We start from the raw sequence: 21,619 nt of genomic DNA, 5'->3' as shown, positions 1-21,619 counted from the left end.
CGAAATACGAAAAGCCCGCGCCTTGTGCTACCCGAGCCGCGCGGACAATTGCCACGTCGCTTGGATGAGCGGCGTGGCCGTCGCCCGGATGTCGCGTTGCGTATCGAAGCACACGGCCATGGCGGCGAGCGGCTCGCCCCGCCGGTTGAGCACGGGCGCGGCCAGCGTGAAGACGCCGGCAAGGGTTTCGGTCTTCGTCAGCGCATAGCCGACGCGCCGGATTTCGCTCAGTTCGTGCAACCACGCTTCCAGCGGATGTCCCGCGTTGTCCGCTTTCGATTCCCGATCCGCGATATAGGTCTCCCAGTACTGCTTCTGGATCGTTACGGGATGCATGCTCATCATCGCCTTGCCGGCGGCGGTGCGATGCAGGACATTCGACAGCCCGACATACACACCGTGATTTTCCACGAACGGCCACGGTACGTGCGCGACGACGAGCGTATGGGAACCCGCGAGCACGCTGAGATTGATCGACTGGTGCAGTTCGTTCTTCAGCACGTCTGCGATGGAGTGGAAGAGCGGCACGATCGGCTGCTGGAAATACGCGGCCGATGCCATCTGAAACAGCATCGCCCCCATGCAATACGACTTCCGGCGCTGCAGGTCCTGCACGACCAGCCCGCGGCGCAGCAATGCATTGATGATCCGGTGGCAGCTCGCCACCGGCATGTTCACGCGATCGGCGATCTCCGTGAGCGAGAGCGGGTAGGTCGACTGAACGAGCGTCTGCATGATGTCGAAGGCGCCGTCCACGGCCGGCGCCTTTGACTTTTCGGGAGGAGGGGACTCGATCGGTTTCATCGGCGTCAATTGTAGCGGCTCTGCTGCAGCCTAGAATGAATGACGCATCCCGATGCGCACGTCCGCTTGCGTCGCGGACGTCGATGGCGCAAAGCTGTATCCGATCACCGCATCGACGCCCTGCGACGCCCTCAGCCAGTCGCCGGACAGGTAGATGTCCGTCCGCTTCGACAGCAGGTAGTGCAGGCCCGCCGACAACTGGTTCCAGTGATGGCCCTCGAAATTCGTGTACTGATAGCCGCCGATGGCGCTGAACGCCGGCGTGACCTGCCAGTTGGCACCGCCTTCGCCGACCCACATGTGCGACGAACTGCCGAACGCCTTGATGGTCGTGTAGGTCACGTTGCCCATCAGCGTGATCTTGTCGATGATGTAGCTCGAGCCGACGCCGAACGTGCCTTGCTTGTCCACCGGGAACGGTGTGCTGGCGTACAGGTCCGTGATTGCGCCGGTTGACGGATTCACGCTGATCGTCGGGCGGCCGAGGAACGTGCTCGTGCCGATCATCGCGTACGGGTCGAACGCGTAGATGCCGTAGGGATCGTTCAGTTGGGTGTAGGCCGCGCCGATCGAGAAGCCGCCGTTCGCATAGTGCGCGCCGGCACTCCATGCGCTTTTCTGGTGGAAGTCTCCCGCCACGCCACCGAACGAGTACACGCCGCCAAACGAAAAGCCCGCGAATTCCTTCGAGGCGAATTTCACCGAATTCGGCAGCCGGTCGCCGTTGATGCGGTCGAAGTCGCCCTGGTGAATCGCGTATCCGCTCGCCCAGCCGGAGATGTTGTAGTTCGACATGATTTCCCGCGTCATGTCGTACTGATCGCCGAGCGACAGCGTGCCCCACGTGTTGCTCAGGCCCACATAGGCTTGCCGGCCGAATTCGGCTCCACCCTGTGCCGATGTGCCGTTGCCCAGACGAAATCCGTTTTCGAGCGCGAATACCGCCGACAGGCCGCCGCCGAGATCCTCGGTGCCCTTCAGGCCCCAGCGGTTGCCCCACGACACGCCATCATCGAACTTCACGACGTGGGCACCTCCCGTGTTGCTCACGTAAGTGATGCCACCGTCGATGATCCCGTACAGCGTCACGCTGCTCTCCGCGTGGCTTGCAACCGGCAACCCCGAGAGCAGTACGATTAGTGATGCGAAACGATATATTTTTCGTTCTTTCTTCATTGTCTTTTAACCGGAAAAAATTGTCTCCTGCAGGCCGGATCGGATCAGGCGGCGACGTCCGCCAGGATCATGTCGGCCGCCTTTTCCGCGACCATCATCGTGGGAGCGTTGATGTTGCCCGACGTGATGTTCGGGAACACCGAGGCGTCCACCACACGCAGGTTCGTCATGCCGTGTACCTGCAACCGGCTGTTCACGACGGAGCGTTGCGTATCGCTGCCCATCGCGCACGAACCACAGAGGTGGTAGATCGATCCGCTCTGCTCGCGAAAGAACTGCAGCATGCTGGCGTCGTCGGAGACTGCTTCGGCCGGACGCACTTCTTCGGCCGTCACTCGCTTGAGCGGCGACGTCGCGGCGAGATCGCGCACGAGCCGGCTGCCCGCGATCGCCTCGGCCTGATCGTGTTCCGTCGACAGGTAGTTGGGGTCGATGCGCGGCGCCGCGTGAATGTCGGCGCTGGTCAGTTCGATGGTGCCGCGGCTGGTCGGCCGGCAGGGTGCGAAAAAGATCGTGTAGCCCGAGTACGGCTCGACGCGCGGCATGCCACCCGATTCCGGCAGGACATACGAAAGCGGATTGAAGTACAACTGCACGTTGGGCGCCGTTTGCGCGCCGTTCGTGCGCAGAAATCCGCCGGCCTTGACCGTCGTCGCGAAAATTCCGTTGCGCCGGAACAGGTACTGGAACATGGCTCGCGCCTGCTGGGGCAGGCTGCGCACCTCGTCGTTCACGGTCGCGCAGTTCGCGCGATAGTAGTACGACGCGCACAGATGATCCTGCAGGTTCTGGCCGACCGCGGGCGCATGGCGGATCACGGGAATCTGGTGCTTGTGCAGCAGGTCCGCGTCACCCACGCCCGAGCATTGCAGCAGCTTTGGCGTTTCGACGGCGCCGGCGCTGAGAATGACCTCGCGACGCGCGGCGAAGTGCTGGCGATGGCCCTTGATCAGGACATCGACACCCGTCGCCGTCCGGTTCCTGTCGAAGAGGACGCGATCCACGATGGCGTCCGTCTGTACCACGACATTCGGACGCTTCATGGCGGGATGCAGATACGCGGTGCACGACGAATCCCGCTGCCCGTTGCGCGTGTTGATGTCGTAGACGCCGAAGCCCTCGAGCCGTGCGCCGTTGAAATCATCGTTGGAGCGGTGGCCGAGCGCCGCGCACGCCTCGAAAAACGAATCGCAGATCGGGTGCACCGGATCTCGCGTGATGCGGATCTTGCCGCGGCTGCTGTGCCATTCGGTATCGCCCACGTGGTGCGATTCCAGCCGCTTGAACCAGGGCAGCACGTCGTCCCAGCCCCAGCCGGGATTGCCCTGCGCGGTCCAGTCGTCGAAATCCTCGCGCTGGCCGCGCACGTAGATCATCGCGTTGATCGCGCCCGACCCGCCCAGCACCTTGCCGCGCGGCGTATAGACGCGCTGGCCCGCGAGTTCGCGCTGCTGCACGGTCTCGTAGCGCCAGTTGTACTTCGGGTGATAGAACAGCTTCGCGAATCCGAGCGGCATGCGCAACCACATGGATTTGTCCGCGCTGCCCGCCTCGAGCAGCAGCACGCGAAACTTGCCCGACTCGCTCAGGCGATCAGCGAGGATGCAGCCGGCCGAGCCGGCGCCCACGATGATGTAGTCGAAGGTCGATGCATCCATGGCCACTATTCCTTGTCCTCGGCGTAGCGTGCCTTCCAGCTGTCGGAGGGGCCCGCCTTCACATCGAACGGCTGGGACGAGACCGTCAGATGCAGGCGTCGGCTCGTGTACGGCATGTTGGCCTTGACGACGTCCATGTCGAGTTCGACGCCGAGGCCCGGTTCGGTCGAGGGAATGATGTAGCCGTCTTCCCAGGCGATCGGCTTCTTCAGGATCTCGGCGTGGAAGCCTTCCCAGCGCATGATGCTTTCCTGAATCAGGAAGTTGGGCGACGCCACGCCGAGCTGGATGCTCGCCGCCGCGCCGATCGGGCCGTTGTAGAGATGCGGCGCGATCTGCGCGTAGTGGACCTCGGCCAGCGTCGCGATCTTCTTCGCTTCGAGAATGCCGCCGACGCGCCCGAGATTCATCTGCAGGATCGATGCGGCGTTGTTGCGCAGCACGTCGAAGAACTCGTACTTGGTGGTCAGGCGCTCGCCGGTCGCAACGGGGATGCTGGTCTTCTGCGCGACGCGACCCATGGCCTCGGACTGTCCGGGAGGCACCGGCTCCTCGAACCACAGCGGATCGTACGGCTCGATGTAGCGGGCCAGCCGCACGGCGGCCGACGGCGTCATCTGGCCGTGCGTGCCGAAGATGAGGTCGCACTTCGTGCCGACCGCCTCGCGCAGACGCCGGCAGAACGTCGCCGACTGCTCGAGCAGTTCGAGGCTCAACTGGTGGCCGCAATAGGCCGTGTAAGGCCCGGCCGGATCGAACTTGATCGCCGTGAAGCCCTGCTTCACGTATTCCTCGGCGCAGCGCACGGACGGCTCGATGTCCTCGTAATCGTGGCTGTACGAGCCATCATCGTTCTTCGGATACAGGTACGTATAGGAGCGCAGGCGCTCGTTGACCTTGCCGCCGATCAGTTCGTAGACCGGCTTGTTGGCCGCCTTGCCGATGATGTCCCAGCACGCCATTTCGAGACCGCTCACGATGCCCATCATGCTCACGTCGGGGCGCTGCGTGAAGCCGCTCGAATAGGCTTCGCGAAAGAATCGCTCGATGTGGTGCGGATCGTGATTTTCGAGGTAGCGCTGGTACACGTCGCCGATGGCCTTTTCCATGACGTCGGGGTGGAAGCTCGCGGCGTAGACTTCGCCCACGCCTTCGATGCCGCAGGCCGTTTTCAGCTTCACGAAGATCCAGTAACGGCCGCCGATGTACGGAGGCGGCACGGCAACGACGTAGGTTTCAAGCGAGGTGATTTGCATGGATTCGTCTCAGGATGGTGCGTTGTTGCGTCAGCGCCGGGCGTTTACTGGCCCGGAAAGCGGTAGTGCTCGGTTCGCTTCTTGAATACGTACACGAGGCCGCTGCCGAGCAGGCAGCATGCGCCGATGTACACGAAGTAGAGCTGGGTGCCGAGCACGCCCGGGAAGCGGTGGGAAATCGCCGAGCTGATCATCGGCAGGAACACGTCGGGCGAGAGGCCGATCATCGAGATGATCCCGATCGCGAGACCGGTCACACGCGCCGGCACATGGCAGCGATCGATGATGGCCCAGTACAGGCCGTGCACCGAATAGGTCATCAGTCCGAGCAGGACGATGCAGCAGGCGAGCAGCCACATCGGGATCGAGGACGGCACGAGGACGAACAGCATCCACGCAGCGGCCGCCGCGAGCATGCCAAAACCCAGGACGTTGACGTTCGAGTAGCGGTCGCCGAGGAAGCCGCCGCCGATCGCGCCGATCGGGCGCATCCACAGCTTGATGACGGTCAGCTCGCCGGCGAGCACCGCCGACGCCGAGAAGTGTTCCTGGATGTAGCTGGAGAACGAAAACGTCGCCCACAGCAGTTGATAACCGGCCAGCACGATCAGGCTGATGAGCCAGATCTCCGGAATGCGGATCAGCGTGACGAAGTCGCCGAGCGCGGAGGCGGAGCCCTGTGCCGCACCGCCGGACTCACACGTGCGGTTCCGGTCGTTCGGCAGGATCAGCCCGGCCAGCGCGCCGATACCGAGACATGTGTAGGCGTACATGTGGATCACAGGGCGCAGCGAAAGCTGCGGGGCGAGACTCGCATAGTGCGCAAAAATGGCTACGGCGATCGAGGCAAGCACCGCTTCCGTGAGGCCGCGGCCACCGTCGAGGATGCCGAAGAAGCGGCCCTGTTCACGCTCGGTGCCGAGCAGCTTGACGGCACGCAAGATGGCCGACCAGAACGTCAGGCCTCCGGCGATGCCCCAGCCGAGAAAGATCCAGCGCAGCATCGAGGCATCGGGAAAGGTCGCGAACCACAGACCCAGCAGGCCCACGGTGCCGAGAGAGACCACGACGAGCCAGCGAGAGCTCACGCGGTCGGCCAGCCACCCGCTGGGGATATAGGTGATCACATAGACGATGCCCAGGATCGAATAGAGTTCACCGAGCTGGTCGGCGGTGATGTGGAATGCCTGCAGCAGCGTGTTCTCGAAGTTCTGGCGCAGGTAAAGCATCGGGTACAGTGCGCCGGCCGCGAGCGTGAGCACGGCAAGCTGAAAATAGCGGACTAACGAAGAGCTGCTGGCGGCCGATTCCGCCAGAGTCTGCTCGGTGCGTTCGATTGCTGCAGTCATGATGTCTCCAATTTTTTATTGCTCGATGCCGGTGTGTCTCACCGGAACTGCATGACTATCTCTCGACGTGATCTTCGATATCTGGGCGATGTGCTCCGTATTTAATAAGCATTCCGAATCAGACATTCGGTTTGCGAATGTGCCTGTTCGATTCTGATCTGGCCACAAGAGCGCGTGATGCGCCCCGGTGCAGCCAGGCAATCGGGAATTAGCGGGTATTCGAGTGGCTTACCACGTCGTGACCACGAGGCGCGTCTGCGTGAAGGCGAGCATGCCGTGCTGGCCATCGTCGCCGCCGATGCCGGAACGCTTCCAGCCCGAGTGGTGACCCTGATACGGGTCATCGGGGATGCGGTTCACGTAGCACTCGCCGGCTTCGATCTCGTTGGCCACGCGCATGATCGTGCGGTAGTTCTCGCTGTAGATCATCGAGGCGAGTCCGAACTGGTGATCGTTGGCCATCTCCAGCGCTTCGTCGAGTGTCTGATAGGTCACGACGCCCAGAACCGGTCCGAAGACTTCTTCCTGAATGATCTCCATATCCTGACGGCAGCCGGCGAGCAGGGTCGGCGGATAGAAGAATCCCTTGCCTTGCGGGATCTCCCCGCCGCACTCGAGGACGGCACCGTCGTCGATCGCGCGTTGGACCATCTGGTGGATATGCAGGCGCGCGTTCTCGTGGATCAGCGGCCCCATCCAGTCGTGATTCTTGCTGCGGTCGCCCCATTGGCGCTCGCGCATGCGGTTGCGCAGCAGGCCAACGAACTTCGTGGCAACTTCTTCGTGCACGTACACGCGCTCGACCGCCGTACAGAGCTGGCCGCAGTTGGTGGTCTTCGAGCGAACGATGTCGGCGGCTGCCTGTTCGAGGTTTGCATCGGGTTCGATGATCGCGGGCGTTTTGCCGCCGAGTTCGAGCGCCACCTTCGCGATATTGACCTGCGAATATTCCAGCACCTTGCGGCCCGCGCCGACGCTGCCGGTGAGCGTGATCATGCCCACCGACGGGTGCGTGCAGACCTGCTCGGCCACGAGGTGGCTCATCGCCATGATGTTGATCACGCCGGCGGGCACTTCCGCCTGCGCGACGGCGTGTGCAATCTCCAGCGCCGAGCAAGGCGTGTAGCTGCTCGGACGCACGATCACCGTGTTGCCCGTGATGAGCGCGGGCGCGATCTTGCGCATCAGCGTGTAGACGGGCGAATTGAACGGAATGAGGCAGACGACGACACCGATGGGCTCGCGATAGAGCAGGAGGTTTTCGTTGGCGTTGTCGCTCGGGATGATTTCGCCGGTGATGCGGCGTGCCCATTCGGCGTGATAGCGCGTGACTTCCGCGGCATACGTCACTTCGGCGCGCGCATGGGCGGGACTTTTCCCCGATTCGAGGGCGAGCGCGGCGCCGATGCGGTCTGCGCGCGCAAGGAGCGCGTCGGCAAGGCGGTGGAGCACTTTCGCCCGCTCGGCGGCGGGCAGCCGGCGCCACCGCTTCTGCGCCGCCGCGGCCTGGCGGGCGGCATGGCGCGCATCTTCGGGACTGACGGTATCGACGAGGGCGACGACCTGTTCGGTCGCTGGATTCAGGACCTCGATGCGCGCCTGCGATGTTGACGCTGCGAATTCGTTATCGATGAAGTTTTCATAGTGCTGCACGTGGGATGTCTCCGTTCAGTTCGGCGTGGCGAGTCACGGCGTGTGCGGAGGACTATACGGTGCAGCTTTTTCACAGGTCAATAATTTTTCCTGGATGGATTTATTTTTCCATATATGGAAAAAGTAGTCGACGCGCTGGAAATTTTCCGGTGTCGGGGCATTCGGTGTGCGAAAACACGGGCCGCCTGCAGGGGGAATTTGATGCCCTTGATGTCACGGAGCGGCCAATCGAGCCGAGGATGCGCGGTGCAATGGAGCCAGCAGAAACGGGGGTAAAGCGCAGATTCGAACGGGTTCAAGAATGGGGCTTTTCGCCCCGTTTGGCAACGGCGTGTTCGCTGGTTCCGGGTTTTTGATGAAGATGGTCGACGAAGGACGTGACCGCGTATGGCGTCGGCTTTCTGTTCGAGCCGGGCAAGGATCGCCTGCAGGAAACGCACTTGAATCGGGGCAATCTGAAGCCCGCGAAGGGCAGCCAGATGAAGGATGAGTCGAACGAGAACGGCGCAAGTCTCAGACGCTGTTCGTGCCGACACATAATCGAGACTGGCCGATTCCGGGGAGAACCACCGGCCAGCCGTCCGGCAGCGCGCACCGCGCGTTTGCCTACTTCTCCGGTACCTCGTCCTTGGCCGATCGCAATCGGTCGCGGATCGCGCTCATCGAGACGTGTCCAATTTCTTCGCGCACGAAGCCGGCGGCATCCGAGAATGCCGCCGGCAAGAACAGCGAGAACATCGCGCAGAAAAAAATCACCGCCATCATGCTGGAAATCTGCACGGTCAGAAAATTCAAGACGCCGAGCACGAGTGAAATGAAACTGACGATGAGCGCCTCGTTCCTGCCGACACCGAGATATCGCAAGGAACAGTACAGCACCGCGCAAAGGACGATCCATTTAAAGGTTCGGAGCAACATGACTGGCTAGCTGATTTTCGTGGTGAATCGGATCGCACGTGATGTCGAAACATCAGGCGCCCTTGGTGCGGCCATACGTATCTTCGAATCGGACGATGTCGTCTTCGCCCAGATAAGCGCCGGACTGAACCTCGATCAGTTCGAGCGGAATGCGGCCCGGGTTGCGAAGCCGGTGCGTGACGCCGAGCGGAATATAGGTCGACTGGTTCTCCGACAGCATGATCTCCTCGTCGCCGTTCGTGACGATTGCGGTGCCCTTCACGACGATCCAGTGCTCCGCGCGATGGTGATGCATCTGCAGGCTCAACTGCGCGCCGGAGTTGACGATGATGCGCTTCACCTGGAAACGGTCGCCCTGGTCGATGCCTTCATACGAACCCCACGGGCGCTGCTCGCGGCGATGCGTCACCGACTCCCGCCTGCCCGATGCATTCAGCCGCTCGACGATCTTCTTCACGTCCTGCACGCGGTCCCGGTGCGCGACCAGCACGGCGTCCGCGGTTTCGACGATCACCACGTTGTCGAGACCTATCGCGGCCACCATCCGGTGCTCCGCGCGCATGTACGAATTCGTCACCGATTCCGCCAGCACGTCGCCGATCGCGACGTTTCCGAAATCATCCTGTTCGGAAACCTTGGCGAGCGCTTCCCACGAACCGATGTCGTTCCAGCCGAGCTCATTCGTGACGATGACAGCGGCGCGCGCGGTCTTCTCCATCACCGCATAGTCGACCGACACGTTCGGGCAGTCGGCGAACGATGCCTTGTGCAGACGAAGGAAATCGTTGTCGCGCTCCGCCAGTTCGACGGAAGCCTCGGCCTGACGTGCGATGTCCGGCTGATGAATCCGCAACTCATCCATATACGCCGACGCTTTCAGCATGAACATGCCGCTGTTCCAGACGAATCGGCCGTCCGCGAGGAATTGCTCGGCGGTCCGCAAGTCCGGCTTCTCGACGAACGCAGCAACCGCATGGACGCGGCCGCCCGTTCCGAGCGCCTCGCCGCGCCGGATGTATCCGTAACCCGTATGCGGTTCGGTCGGCTGAATCCCGAAGGTGACGAGATGCCCGTCCGCGGCGACCGGGGCGGCGGCATCGACCGCGTGCACGAACGCCGCTTCATTCGCGATCAGATGATCCGAAGGCAGCACGAGCAACAGCGCGTCGGGCGACTGACGCATGGCGACGAGCGCCGCGACCGCGATGGCCGGCGCGGTGTTGCGGCTGTACGGCTCGAGCACGATCGACGAAGGTGTCACGCCCGACTGGCGCAATTGCTCCGCGACGACGAAGCGTTGCTCGTCGTTGGTGATGACGATGGGATCGGCTGCGCGCGCGATCCCGCGCAAGCGCAAGACCGTCTGCTGAACCAGCGTCTGATCCCCGGTCAGTTTCAGATACTGCTTGGGATAGCCGCCGCGCGACATGGGCCAGAGCCGCGTGCCGCTGCCGCCGCAAAGGACAACAGGATAGATGTTCATGAGGTCGCTCCGATCGGGTGTTCGTGATTCTTTCGACGCGTACCGCGAGCCGTATTCAGCGCTGCAACCGCCACAGCGCGTGCCGCAGGACGTTGTGAGACCAGCGCGTGACCTTGCGTGGCAAACGCCAGCGATCGGCGCCGGGCGGCAGCAGCGGACGCGCGGCCAGCGGCGCAAGCTCCTGCACGATGCGTTCGGGTGTGGTGAAGAGCCGCAGACGCCAGTCCCAGTACAGCGGATAGCGGAGCAGAACCCCCGCCGTCAGCATGTCCAGCGTCAGTGTTCGCGCGCGCCAGGGCACGGGCGCGAGCGCATCGCAGGTCAGCCCCCAGCCGGCGTAGAACGGCAGGCCGTAGGTGTGCACGCGCTTGCCGCGCAACAGCGCCTCGAAGCCCGACAGCGAGGAGAGCGTGTGGACTTCGTCCGCGGCATCGATGAGCGAAATCAGGTCCGATGCGGTGTCGACCACGTCGGCCAGGCCTTGCGCATCGACGAGACCGCGCCGGTTGCCGGACAGCACGTCCGGATGCGGCTTGTAGACGATCCAGGCGTCCGGGCGCAGCGCGCGGACTTCCCGCAGCAGCGCGTCGGCCGTCGAGATGGCGCGTGTGCCGAGGCGTATCGACGCGTCGTCGGCAACCTGGCCGGGCACGAGCACCACGGTCTTGCCTGCCGGAGCGCGCCATGCGGGCCGGCGGCAGCCGAGGTTGTACTTGGTCAATCCGTATCGAACGATCTGCTCGCGCAGCGCGGCAGCGCGAGCGAGTTCGGCGTCGTTGAACGACGCCTCGTTGAGCAACATGCTCAGATCGCTCGGGCGGCTTGCATCGAAATAAAGGCCGCGTGTATCGACGACCTGGCTGCGCGGCTTGCTCATGTCCGAGCCGAGCCCGTGCGAATGCAGGAAGCCGTCTTCCATGCGCATGACGCGCGTGCCGTGCGGAAGGCCGTTCGTGCTGCGAGCGCCCCACAATGCGGCGCATTCGCCGTCGGCAAGCGCCGCCGCATTGCGCGTCCAGCGCAGCCGCGCGCCGCCCGCAGCGAGGAAGGGCGTCGCGAAGTGGCGTTTCCACCATTGAAAACGCACGCCGGCGACGTGCGGAATGCCGGCGAATCGTGCCGTCACCGAACGCTGAAGCTCGATGGCGTCGAGCAATGCGTCCACGGTTCCGCGCGCGTGCGTCGAAGGGTCGAGGTAGTGCGTGAAGGATCCGAACAGCACGGCACAGAACTGCGCCAGCGTGGGGCGGGCGCGGCGGTGCGCAAAGCTGCGCGCGTCGTGCGAAAGGCCCCATCCCGCGTAGTACGGCGTGCCGAAAACGTGCAGGGGGACGCCGGTGAGCAGCGCATGCATTCCTTCGGGCGCGGCCACGGTATAGACGTGCGCGGCGTGATCGATGCTCGCGCAAAGCGAGGCGTCTTCGTCTTCGGAGATGCTGCGCAGTTGCCCGGGAAGCACGCCGCGCGCGTGCTCCGAGAGCCAGGGGCCGGTGCCCTGAGCGCGCGAGCGGGCGAGCCAGAATGTCGCGCCGGGATGCGCTTTTCGCGCTGCTTCGACCATGTCGCGGAACGCTTTCCGACGCTGCGCACGCGACATGCCGCCGGCGCGCACCGACGCGCGCTCGTCGATCAGCAGCACGCGCACGTCGTGCGCGCGCTGCGTCATGAGGCCGCTGGCCGCGCGCGCCGGGCGATCGATCGGATCGAGCGCGTGCAGGGCGCGCAGGCGCTCCATGGCGGGCGCGAAGGCTTCGGCATCGCATGACTGCGACAGCGCGGTGTCGAATGCGCGGATCCAGTCGCGCGCGGTGTGTTCGCCGAGCGCAAAGCTGAACCACGCGAGCGGCGGCTGCCGGGCCGTCGCCCGAGGCGCGATCGGGGCGGGCCATGCCACCGTCGCATCGATTTGCACGGCCCTTGCGATGCGCGCCATCATGCGGCCCGTCACGCGGTCGAGCCAGAGATAGTCAGACTGGCCGAGCAGCCAGCTCAGCGAACGCCGGCCCGGCGTAAGCGTTTTCAGCCTGAGTTCGGCGGCCTGCCCACGGGCGGGCGAATACGCAGGCGTATTGCTCACGGCGCGCCCAGCGTGTCGAGAAAACGGTCGACCTGTTCGAAATGCTCCGCCCACGTCGGCTCGCGGAATGCGTGCATGCGGGTTCGTTGCGCGTCGCGTTCGGCCGATGCATCGTGCGCGTAAGCGAGAATGCGCGCGATCCAGCCCGGACCGTCGAGCGGGTCGAGATATTCGGGAACATCGCCGGCGATTTCGTGAAACACATCGAGGTTGCTCGCGAGCACGGGCGTTTTCATCACGAGCGCCTCGACCAGCGGCATGCCGTAGCCTTCCACGAAGGAGGGAAAGAGCAGCGCGCGGGCGTGTTGCAGATAGCGCTGCAATTCGCTGTCGGAGCAATCGGGCAGTTCGATGACGGCTTCGCGCAACGGTGCGCATCGTTCGAGCATGTCGATGACGTTCTCGCACTCCCATCCGCGCCGTCCGATCACGACGAGCTTCGGCGCATCGGCGCCGAACATTTCCACGAGACGCCGCCATACGTGCAGCATGAACCAGTGGTTCTTGCGCGGTTCGATGGTGCCGAGGATAACGAAATAAGGTTGGCCAAGCGGCGCTTCGCCGGCACTGCGCGGCGTGACGCCGGACGCCAGTCGCGCGACCGTGCACGGAGGCAGCGACGCTCGCCGCTGCCTCGCGCGATCGGCGAGCGAATCGAGCGTTGCCTGCGAATTGGCAATCAACCCGTCCGCATGGGCCAACGCATTATCGATTCGCCGCGAGTGCACCAAGTCGACGCCCGGCCGCGAATACTCGGCATGGGTGAGCGGAATGAGATCGTGGACCATGAAAATGGTCTTGATGCGCCGTTCATGCATGCCGCGGTAAAGCCGGCGATATTCCATGCCGCTATGGCTGGTATGCAGCAACACACCGTTATCGACCTTGTCCGACGAAGGTGCCGCGAGCGCGCGCAACGCGATACGGCGAATCGCGCTGCGCCTTTTTGACGCGGAAACGAGTGCTGAAAATGTCTTTTGGGAATCCTTCGCATTCAGGATTTTAAAAAACCCGCTCTTGCTGAGAACCGCGCGCGCCTGTAGCCCGTACCGGTGAAGGTACGCCAGTCCGACGCGATCCACGCCGGTCGGAAGTTGTTGATGGTAAAGCCTCGTCAGCAGTCGCGTGACGTCCAGAAGAATGGTCGTCACATCAATCACGCAAGATAAAAAAACACCGATTGGTGCGACGAGTGTGATCGCAAAAACATGCTGAACCGGAAAAAATGATTCGCTTTCATATAGAAATAGCTTGCTGGCCAGATGCTAGCATAGGTTGTACTAACATTGCAGAAAGGTATGCGTCTGCTTAAAACAACACAAAATCGGGGCTTCCGCCGGAACTTACTTTTCAATGCAATAAGTATTTACAATGCGCCTACTTAGTTATGCAGAAATTCAGTAACGTTTATCTATTTGCAGTTTTCTGATTCATCAAGGCAAGTTGATTTATCTTAAAACCGATAAGTCTTTGCGCGAAGTCTCTGAGAGATTTCCTTCACCTCAATTTTTTGCGCGACCGTTCGCCTCATTCGGCCGCTGCTGCTTTTGGGTGCGCTGTCATCGGCATCAGGAAATGGGATTGCAATTCAATCGCTTCGAAAAGTTGGTGATGGTGGCGGCTCTGACCGTCGTCGTCGCTGCATGCGAATCGCTTCCGAACTCAGGGCCCGCGACGCGCACGATCGCGCCGGATCTGTCGAGAACGGAACCCGCGGCGCCGCTCGAGCACATCAAGGTCGTCGATATCGATAACGCGACGGTCCCGCTCGGAGCCGATGCGCGTGAACTGCCGCGCTTCTCCAGCGGATTCCCGGGCAGCGAGAACGACGGCCCGCGCATCGGCAACGGAGATGCGCTGGAAATCACGATCTGGGAAGCGGCGCCGGCCGCGCTCTTCGGCGATCTCTCGACGAACAGTTCCTCGACGCGCACCACCGTGCTGCCCGAGCAGATCGTCGATGCGAGCGGCAACGTGGTCGTGCCGTTCATCGGCAATGTCATGGCGGCGGGCAAGACGCTGACGGGCCTGCAGGCGGACATCGTGAAGCGTCTCACCGGGCGCGCCAATCATCCGCAAGTCATCGTCCGCCTCACGCACAATGCGTCCGCGTATGTCACGGTGATCGGCGACGTGAAGGCAACCGTGCGCATGCCCATTTCGCCGAGCGGCGAGCGCGTGCTCGACGCACTCGCCGAAGCGGGCGGCACGACGCAGCCGGTCACCAAGACGACCATCCAGTTGACGCGCGGCAAGGTCGTGCGTTCGATGCCGCTCGAAGCGATCATCCGCGATCCGGCGCAGAACATCCGCCTGACGCCGGGCGATGTTCTGACGGCCGTGTTCCAGCCGCTCAGCTTCACCGTGCTCGGCGCGACCGGCAAGAACGACGAAGTCAGCTTCGAGGCGCAGGGCGTGTCGCTTGCGCAGGCGCTCGCGCGCAGCGGCGGACTGATCGACAACCGCGCGGACGCGCAGGGTGTGTTCGTGTTCCGCGTCGAGTCGGAGCAGACGGCCGATGCCGCGGGCGTCCCGTCGACGGCCGTGGTGCCGACGGTCTATCGCCTCAATCTGCGCGACCCGCGGAGCCTGTTCGCGGCGCAGCGTTTCCAGATGCGGAACAAGGACATTCTCTACGTCTCGAACGCACCGGCCGCCGAGATGCAGAAGTTCCTCAATCTCCTGTACACGGCCGCATTCCCTCTCGTGAACGCAGTCAGAGCGTTCGACTGATGATGTCCGCGACACTCTCCGGGGGCCTGGCCGTTCAGGCGCGCACGATCGCGGCCTTGATCGTGCGCGAGATGCACACGCGCTTCGGCCGCGACAACATCGGCTACCTGTGGATCTTCGTGGAGCCGTCGCTGCTGACGATCGGCGTGACCTCCGTGCATCATCTGATCGGCATACATCTGCCGCCGGGCATGTTGCCGGCGCCGTTTTATATCGCGGGTTATACGGGATACATGCTGTTCCGCGGCCTGATCAACCGGGCGGGCACAACGGTCGAGGCGAACGGCACGCTGCTGTTTCACCGGCAGGTGACGCTGGTCGATCTGATCGTCGCGCGCGCGCTGCTCGAAGCCGCCGCGCTGATCACTTCGAGCATCGCGTTGCTGGGCGTCTGCGCTTATTTCGGCAGCGGCGTCATGGTGGCGAAACCGCTCGTCTTCCTCGGCGGTTGGCTGCTCAACGTCTGGTTCGTGACCGCGATGTCCATGATCGTGCTGACGCTCTGCGTGCGGTTTCCGGTGGTCGAACGCATCGTCCATCCGCTGACTTATCTCGCGCTTCCCATCAGCGGCGCATTCACGAGCTTCGAGACGATTCCCGGCGTGTTCCGCTCGATTCTGGTCTGGGTGCCGCTGGCGCAAATCCAGGAAATCATTCGGGAAGGCATCTTCGCGAATTTCACCAGCCTTTATACGTCTGCGCTCTACGTCGTGGTGTGGTGCGTCGGGCTGACGCTGATCGGGCTGGCCGGCCTGCGCCTGGCGAGAAAGTGGGTCGTGCTCGAATGATCCGCGTCGAGAACGTCACCAAGGTCCATCACACGCGCGCGGGAAAGAAAGTCGTACTGGATGGCGTGTCCTTCGTCATCAACCGTGGCGACAAGGTCGGCATTCTCGGCAACAACGGCGCGGGCAAGTCGACCTTGCTCCGGCTCATCACGGGCGTCGAGCATCCGACCTCGGGGCGCGTCGTGCGCTCGATGTCGGTGTCGTGGCCGCTCGGCTTCGGAACGGGCTTTCAGGGCAGTCTCACCGGCGCCGACAACGTCCGCTTCATCGCGCGCATATACGGGTCGGATATCAGGGAAACACTCGCGTACGTGCAGGAATTCGCTGAGTTGGGCGACTACTTCTACATGCCGATCAAGACGTATTCGAGCGGCATGCGCGCGCGGCTCGCGTTCGGTATTTCGCTTGCCATCCGCTTCGATTGCCTCGTCGTCGATGAAGTCGCGGCCGTCGGCGATCAGCGCTTCAAGGACCGCTGCAGGGAGGCGCTGGAAGAGCGCAGCGCGGGTAGTGCGCTCGTCATGGTTTCGCACAGCGCGGACATTCTCAGGATGTATTGCAACAAGGGCATGGTCCTGAGAAACGGGCAGATGTCGTCTTTCGACGATCTCGGCGAAGCGCTTGTCATGCAGGAAATGGTCTAGATTCGAATTCGTGCGGAAACAGTGTTCAATGAAATTCTTTGGCAATTTCGTGGAGAAGCGGAAAACGTATCTGCTGTGGGTCGTCTTGCCGACGCTGCTCGTCGCACTGTATTTCGCGCTGCTTGCGTCGGATCAGTACGAGTCGGAGGCGCGTTTCTTCATCAAGTCGGGCTCGGATTCGTCTCGTTCGCAGGCCATGTCCGGCGCCGCGCTGTTGAGTTCGGCTCCTTCGATCTCCGAAGAAGTCACGCTGTCGGTCGTCGACTACTTGCAGTCTTACGACGCGATCCGTCATCTTCGCGAAGCAGTCGATCTGCCGAAAGTCTATAACCGGCCGACGTTCGATGTCGTATCGCGTCTCGGCGCCAACAGCACCGACGAGCGCCTGCGGAAGTATCTGTTCAAGAACTTCGGCATGGTCGATGCCTATGTCGACATCAACAGCGGTCTGGGCGTGCTGAAGGTCAGAGCCTTCTCTCCTGCGGACGCGAACGCGATCTCCAAGCGCATGCTCGATGGCGCCGACAAGCTGGTGCAGGAATTCAGCCAGCGCGCCGAGCAGGACGCGCTCGGCCTCGCCGAAGCGAACGTCGGCAAAGCCGAGGAAGCGCTCGTCGAGCAGAAGACGCGCATGGCGCAGTTCCGCGCCAGCAAGTCGATTCTCGATCCCGAGCGCACGTCGAACACCATGACCGATCTCCTGGCGGGGCTGGAGCAGCAACGCGCACAGGCTCAGGTGGATCTGACTTCGGCGCTGCGCTATCTGGACAAGAACAGCCCGCGCATCGTCGAACTGCAACGTCAGGTTGCTTCGCTGCAGGCGCAAATCGACGCGCAGAAGCAGACGTTGACGCGCCCGCAGGGGAGCCTTGCCAACACGCTGTCGAGCTACGAGGAAATGCGCGTGCGCACGCAGTTCGCCGAAGCGAACCTGACGTCCGCGCTGACTTCGTTGCAGCGGGCGCGGGACGAGGCCGCGCGGCATCACCTGTTCCTGGTCGCCGTGGTCAAGCCGAATCTGCCTCAGGAATCCGAGTTTCCCAAACGTATCGTCGCCATTCTCACCGTGTTCGCGGTGATGAACGCGGTCTTCGGCATCGGCTGGCTGATCCTGACGGGCATCAGGGAACACGTGGCGTAACGGACGTCGGCTGGCAAAAAATTTTTCGCGAGTAACGGTAATGACCGATTCCATTTTTCGGAACATGGTGAGACTGGTGCAGTCCTCGGACTGCGAAACGGTCGTGGTGCCGGACGACATGTATGCCTTCGTGTCGAAGAACAAGAAGAAGATCATTCCGTACATCGCGCTGACGGACGGCGATCTGCAATCGATCGATCTGGTCGTCGTGCACAAGGGCGCGATGCATCGTCTGGGCTATCAGGCGCTGAGCGCGGTCGCGTTCAGCTTCGAACCGACCTACGCCGACGAGGTCTACGTGTGCTACGAGCGCCAGGGCAAGCGCGGCATCAGCGTGGGCGCGGGCGAGGAAGCCGCATCGTTCATGCAGCACGTTCCGCCGGTGCGCGGCTATCTCGCGGGCGAAGTGGTGGCGTCGCGTCCGCGCCGCGCGGTGCAGTCCGCCGTGCTGGTGTCGGCTTACGGTGTCGGCAACATCGGCGATGACCTGGTGTCGCTCGCGGCGAAGAAGATGCTCCAGGACGCGGGCGTGCCCGAGGTGACGCTGGCCGGGCCGAACGTGCGCTACGACGCCATCCGGAACGCCGATGTCGTGGCGGTCGGCGGCGGCGGCCTGTTCTATGACAGCGATGTCGTCAACTGCGGGAACTATCTGTATCCGCTGCAGGAAGCGCAACGTCAGGGCAAATTCGCCGCGGTGCTCGGCGTGGGCGTGCAAGGCATCACGACGCCGCTCGGCAAAGAGGCGTACGCCACCCATCTGCGGTCGGTCGATTTTCTTTCGGTGCGCGATCCGATCGATCGCCGCGAACTGATTGCCGTCGATGACAGGCTCGAGCGCACCATCGCCGGCGCGGACATGGCGTTCTACATGGCGGACGACGTGCGCCGCGTCGGCCAGCCCTTCGCGACGACAAAGCCGCTCGCGCTGTTCAGCATTTCGAGCGTGCTCGAAGCACGGCTCGCCAAACGCGGCTATGCGCTTGCGGATGTGGCCTGCGGCATCGTCCGGTCGCTCAAGTCGCGCGGCTACGACGTGCTGCTCGTGTTGCATTCGGAGGACGACCGCAAGCTCTTCACGATGCTGTCCGAAAGGGAAGGTCTTTCGCTCATCGAATCCGCCAGCTTCGGTCTCGGCGCCACCGCGCGGCTCTATGCGAGCGCGAGCCTCGTCGTGACGTCCCGTTTTCACGCGCTGATTCTCGGCGTGATGTTCGGCAAGCCGACGGTGTCGCTCAACAGCGCGACGGGCAAGACCGGAAAGCTGCTCACGTCGTATCTCGGGTCGATCAAGGATCAGTGCCAGCCGCTCGAATCTTTCGACCTCGGCGAAATCATCGGCAAGCTGCAACACGCTCAGCCCGTCGAGCCTCGCGAAGTCGAGCATTGCGTGGCGATGACGCATGCGATGCGCGCCGAACTCGCGCGCCGCCTGCGTGATGACCGCCTGTGATTGAACGCGCATCCTGAAAGCCACCGGCAAAGGTAAGCCATATGCAAAGCAGCCGCATCATGATTGACGGCTACAACCTGGCGCTCGAAGAGGGCACGGGAATTTCGACGTATTCACGCAATCTCAGCTACACGCTCAAGGAACTGGGCGCGCAGGTCGATGTGCTTTACGGCACGCCGCGCTCGCCGCGCAATGATCTGATGCGCGAAATCGCCTTCTTCGATCCGAACGTCGGCAAGCCGACGTGGTGGGACCGGATGATGTACGAAGTGCAGATGATGGCGTCCGTGCCCGCCATCCGGGCGACGGCCATGCATGTGCCGATGTCGGACGTCGTCATCAAGGAAGCGTACAAGTCGCGCCTCCCGCGCGCCGATGACTTCTGGAATGTGCCGAACGTCTTCGCGCGTTCATACAAGCTGTTCGACACGTTCAACTGGTTCCTCACGGTAGCGATGCCGTCCAGGCCGCAGATTGCACACTGGACTTATCCGTTGCCGCTGAAAATCGCGGGCGCGCAGAACATCTACACGATCCACGATCTCGTGCCGCTGCGTCTGCCTTATACGACGCTCGACGTGAAGCGCCGCTACTACAAGCTTATGAAGGCGTTGGCTTCGCGGGCGCATCACATCGTCACCGTGTCGGAGACGTCGAAGCGCGACATCGTGAATATTCTCGGCATTCCCGAAGAGCGGGTGACGAACACGTACCAGGCCGTCGATATTCCGGCGAAGTACGCGAACAAGCCCACCGATATCGTGAAGCAGGAAGTCGAAGGCACGTTCAATCTGAATTACAAGGGCTACATGCTCTTCTTCGGCGCCATCGAGCCGAAGAAGAACGTGGCGCGCCTGATCGAAGCGTATCTCGGCAGCGGCGTGGATATTCCGCTCGTCATCGTGGGCAAGCTCGGCTGGAAATCCGAGCAGGAGCTGAAGCTCCTCAACGCGGACGTCATCAACTATCTCGAACAGGTCGACAACCTGATGATGACGCGCAAGCGCATCTACCGCATCGAGTACGCGTCGTTCCCGTTGCTCGTCAGCCTGATTCGCGGCGCGAAAGCGGTGATGTTCCCGTCGCTTTACGAAGGCTTCGGTCTGCCCGCGCTCGAAGCCATGCAGCTCGGCACGCCCGTGCTCAGCTCGACGGGCGGCTCGATGCCCGAGGTCTGCCAGGATGCGGCGCTGCTCGTCGATCCGTATGACGTGCGGGCCATCGCCGAAGGCATTCGCGCGCTCGACAGCAATGCAGCGTTGCGCGAAGACCTGAGCCAAAAGGGCAGACTGCGCGCCGCAGCGTTCTCGACGGACGCGTATGCGGCGCGCCTGGACAACATGTACAAGGAACTCGAAGCGCGAAGGCGCTCCATCGTCCTGCGTCACCGCGCCGCCTGAACGGTGTGCCCTAAAACCGTCGAGGATCGTCACATGAAGCTGTCGTTGAAGTCCTGGGTCATGTTCGTCGCGGCATCGGCATGTGCCGTGACGGGACATGCGGCGGACGCCGATCGAACGTTCGCCGCCGCGGCGAGCGATTATCTCGTCCAGGATGTGTGTATCGACGCAAGCGGAAAAGTGCTCAAAGACGTGAGCCCGATTTCTGGCGGCGAGCGCTGCGCGCGCCGTCGCGATCTGCACGCGGGCGAGCCGCTGTCCTATGTGCGGGCCGACTGGCCGAACGACGCCAGCCGGGCGACGCAACCCTCCGGATTGCAGCGATCGAATTCCTTTCCGGTTCGTTTCGGCGACCGGACGATGATCGCGAGCGACTTCGATTTCGGCACGCCGCCGCGCACGTTCGGGCAATTCGTACCGGGCGACGGCGGCCAGCTCGTCGCGCTCACGCAAGATCGCGCTTCCGTCGTGCTGACGGAGGACAGCAAAGGTCTCAAGTACTTTTACGGACCTTCGTGCGCGCCGTCGCCTGAGCTTCGTTCGCTCGACGACAGTTGGCTGCTGTTCGATCAATCGGTGTTCGAGAGGGGTTCGGGCTCGGCCGTCGCGCATCTGCGCCAGTCGCTCGACGGTGCGTCGTGCCCGGCGCATCTGGACGCCGCCTACACGCGATGGGCGATGAAAACGATCCGCTTCAGGCGCGATCTCGATCACAACCTCACCGAGCCGTTGCGCACCATCGTCACCGATCACTTTTCCGGCCCGAATGACGATGCGGGCTCGATGGAGCGCATGTACTTCACGCGCGAACTCGGCTGGACACGCTGGGAGCGCTGGCAGAACGTCTCGCGGACGAGCGACAAGACGCCGGCCTATCGCGACCGCGCACGGCGCGTCGCGCAATCCGGGCGTTGCGACGCGCGGGACGGTCCGCCCTCCGGGCACGGAGAGTGGTTCATGGTCGATTGCCGTGAATGGACCAACGTTCAGCCAGCGGCGGCGGACGCAGGCGCGCCCGAGGACTTCTGGATCGGCCGGCTGTCACGCGGTGCGTCCGCTGTTCCGATGTTTCGCGCGCCGCGCTGA

The 21,619-nt window shown here is 63.0% G+C and carries 17 protein-coding genes; 8 read left to right on the top strand and 9 right to left on the bottom strand.

From position 1 onward, the window contains the following. Window positions 1-27: 27 nt before the first annotated feature. The 6 genes from NOV72_RS14255 to aldA form a co-directional block, all read right to left on the bottom strand. Window positions 28-756, bottom strand: coding sequence for an IclR family transcriptional regulator (locus NOV72_RS14255; RefSeq protein WP_181291042.1), 729 nt, complete (start codon window positions 754-756; stop codon window positions 28-30). A 78-nt stretch (window positions 757-834) separates the two neighbouring features. Further along, window positions 835-1,980, bottom strand: a complete 1,146-nt coding sequence (locus NOV72_RS14250; protein ID WP_106855239.1) for a porin — start codon at window positions 1,978-1,980, stop codon at window positions 835-837. A gap of 44 nt (window positions 1,981-2,024) precedes the next feature. Then, complete coding sequence (locus tag NOV72_RS14245) at window positions 2,025-3,638, bottom strand: GMC family oxidoreductase (RefSeq protein ID WP_106855238.1); 1,614 nt, start codon at window positions 3,636-3,638, stop codon at window positions 2,025-2,027. A gap of 5 nt (window positions 3,639-3,643) precedes the next feature. Continuing rightward, a complete protein-coding gene (locus NOV72_RS14240) occupies window positions 3,644-4,894 on the bottom strand; it encodes a mandelate racemase/muconate lactonizing enzyme family protein (RefSeq protein WP_106855237.1) in 1,251 nt (416 codons plus the stop codon). Between the two features lie 44 nt (window positions 4,895-4,938). Then, a complete protein-coding gene (locus tag NOV72_RS14235; protein WP_106855236.1) occupies window positions 4,939-6,243 on the bottom strand; it encodes an MFS transporter in 1,305 nt (434 codons plus the stop codon). 228 nt (window positions 6,244-6,471) lie between these two features. Further along, on the bottom strand, window positions 6,472-7,896 hold the full coding sequence (gene aldA / locus NOV72_RS14230; RefSeq protein WP_106855235.1) for an aldehyde dehydrogenase: 1,425 nt from the start codon (window positions 7,894-7,896) through the stop codon (window positions 6,472-6,474). 526 nt (window positions 7,897-8,422) lie between these two features. On the opposite strand from aldA, the gene NOV72_RS31970 reads away from it, so the two are divergent. Next, on the top strand, window positions 8,423-8,824 hold the full coding sequence (locus NOV72_RS31970) for a hypothetical protein (RefSeq protein ID WP_146150002.1): 402 nt from the start codon (window positions 8,423-8,425) through the stop codon (window positions 8,822-8,824). A gap of 42 nt (window positions 8,825-8,866) precedes the next feature. Here NOV72_RS31970 and NOV72_RS14220 read toward each other — a convergent pair whose 3' ends face one another. Genes NOV72_RS14220 through NOV72_RS14210 form a run of 3 tightly spaced genes read right to left on the bottom strand, consistent with a single transcriptional unit; the run spans window position 8,867 to window position 13,525 of the window. Further along, on the bottom strand, window positions 8,867-10,297 hold the full coding sequence (locus NOV72_RS14220) for a mannose-1-phosphate guanylyltransferase/mannose-6-phosphate isomerase (RefSeq protein ID WP_106855233.1): 1,431 nt from the start codon (window positions 10,295-10,297) through the stop codon (window positions 8,867-8,869). 55 nt (window positions 10,298-10,352) lie between these two features. Continuing rightward, window positions 10,353-12,374 carry a capsular polysaccharide export protein, LipB/KpsS family gene (locus tag NOV72_RS14215; protein WP_245933040.1) on the bottom strand — a complete coding sequence of 674 codons (2,022 nt, stop codon included), beginning with the start codon at window positions 12,372-12,374 and terminating at the stop codon, window positions 10,353-10,355. After that, entirely contained in the window at window positions 12,371-13,525 is a 1,155-nt protein-coding gene (locus tag NOV72_RS14210; protein ID WP_106855232.1) for a glycosyltransferase family 4 protein, read from the bottom strand. The genes NOV72_RS14215 and NOV72_RS14210 overlap by 4 nt, the downstream gene beginning before the upstream one ends. A gap of 460 nt (window positions 13,526-13,985) precedes the next feature. Between NOV72_RS14210 and NOV72_RS14205 the strand changes: the two genes are divergently transcribed. From NOV72_RS14205 to NOV72_RS14175, 7 genes are read left to right on the top strand one after another with little or no spacing between them, the layout of a single operon-like run. Beyond that, window positions 13,986-15,107 carry a polysaccharide biosynthesis/export family protein gene (locus tag NOV72_RS14205; RefSeq protein WP_106855342.1) on the top strand — a complete coding sequence of 374 codons (1,122 nt, stop codon included), beginning with the start codon at window positions 13,986-13,988 and terminating at the stop codon, window positions 15,105-15,107. Further along, window positions 15,107-15,895 carry an ABC transporter permease gene (locus NOV72_RS14200; RefSeq protein WP_106855231.1) on the top strand — a complete coding sequence of 263 codons (789 nt, stop codon included), beginning with the start codon at window positions 15,107-15,109 and terminating at the stop codon, window positions 15,893-15,895. Before NOV72_RS14205 ends, NOV72_RS14200 begins: the two co-directional genes overlap by 1 nt. Further along, entirely contained in the window at window positions 15,892-16,539 is a 648-nt protein-coding gene (locus NOV72_RS14195; RefSeq protein ID WP_106855230.1) for an ABC transporter ATP-binding protein, read from the top strand. The genes NOV72_RS14200 and NOV72_RS14195 overlap by 4 nt, the downstream gene beginning before the upstream one ends. A gap of 28 nt (window positions 16,540-16,567) precedes the next feature. Then, window positions 16,568-17,680: a KpsE/RkpR family capsule polysaccharide export protein gene (locus tag NOV72_RS14190; RefSeq protein WP_106855229.1), complete on the top strand. Its 1,113-nt coding sequence runs from the start codon at window positions 16,568-16,570 to the stop codon at window positions 17,678-17,680. 40 nt (window positions 17,681-17,720) lie between these two features. Continuing rightward, window positions 17,721-19,133 carry a polysaccharide pyruvyl transferase family protein gene (locus NOV72_RS14185; RefSeq protein ID WP_106855228.1) on the top strand — a complete coding sequence of 471 codons (1,413 nt, stop codon included), beginning with the start codon at window positions 17,721-17,723 and terminating at the stop codon, window positions 19,131-19,133. Window positions 19,134-19,192: 59 nt separating this feature from the next. After that, window positions 19,193-20,533, top strand: a complete 1,341-nt coding sequence (locus NOV72_RS14180; protein ID WP_106855341.1) for a glycosyltransferase family 4 protein — start codon at window positions 19,193-19,195, stop codon at window positions 20,531-20,533. A gap of 33 nt (window positions 20,534-20,566) precedes the next feature. Further along, on the top strand, window positions 20,567-21,619 hold the full coding sequence (locus NOV72_RS14175) for a hypothetical protein (protein ID WP_106855227.1): 1,053 nt from the start codon (window positions 20,567-20,569) through the stop codon (window positions 21,617-21,619).

The organism is Caballeronia novacaledonica (assembly GCF_900258035.1).
Classification (GTDB): domain Bacteria; phylum Pseudomonadota; class Gammaproteobacteria; order Burkholderiales; family Burkholderiaceae; genus Caballeronia; species Caballeronia novacaledonica.
The sequence above is the reverse complement of the archived record's forward strand: the minus strand, read 5'-3'. Positions and strand labels throughout refer to the sequence as shown.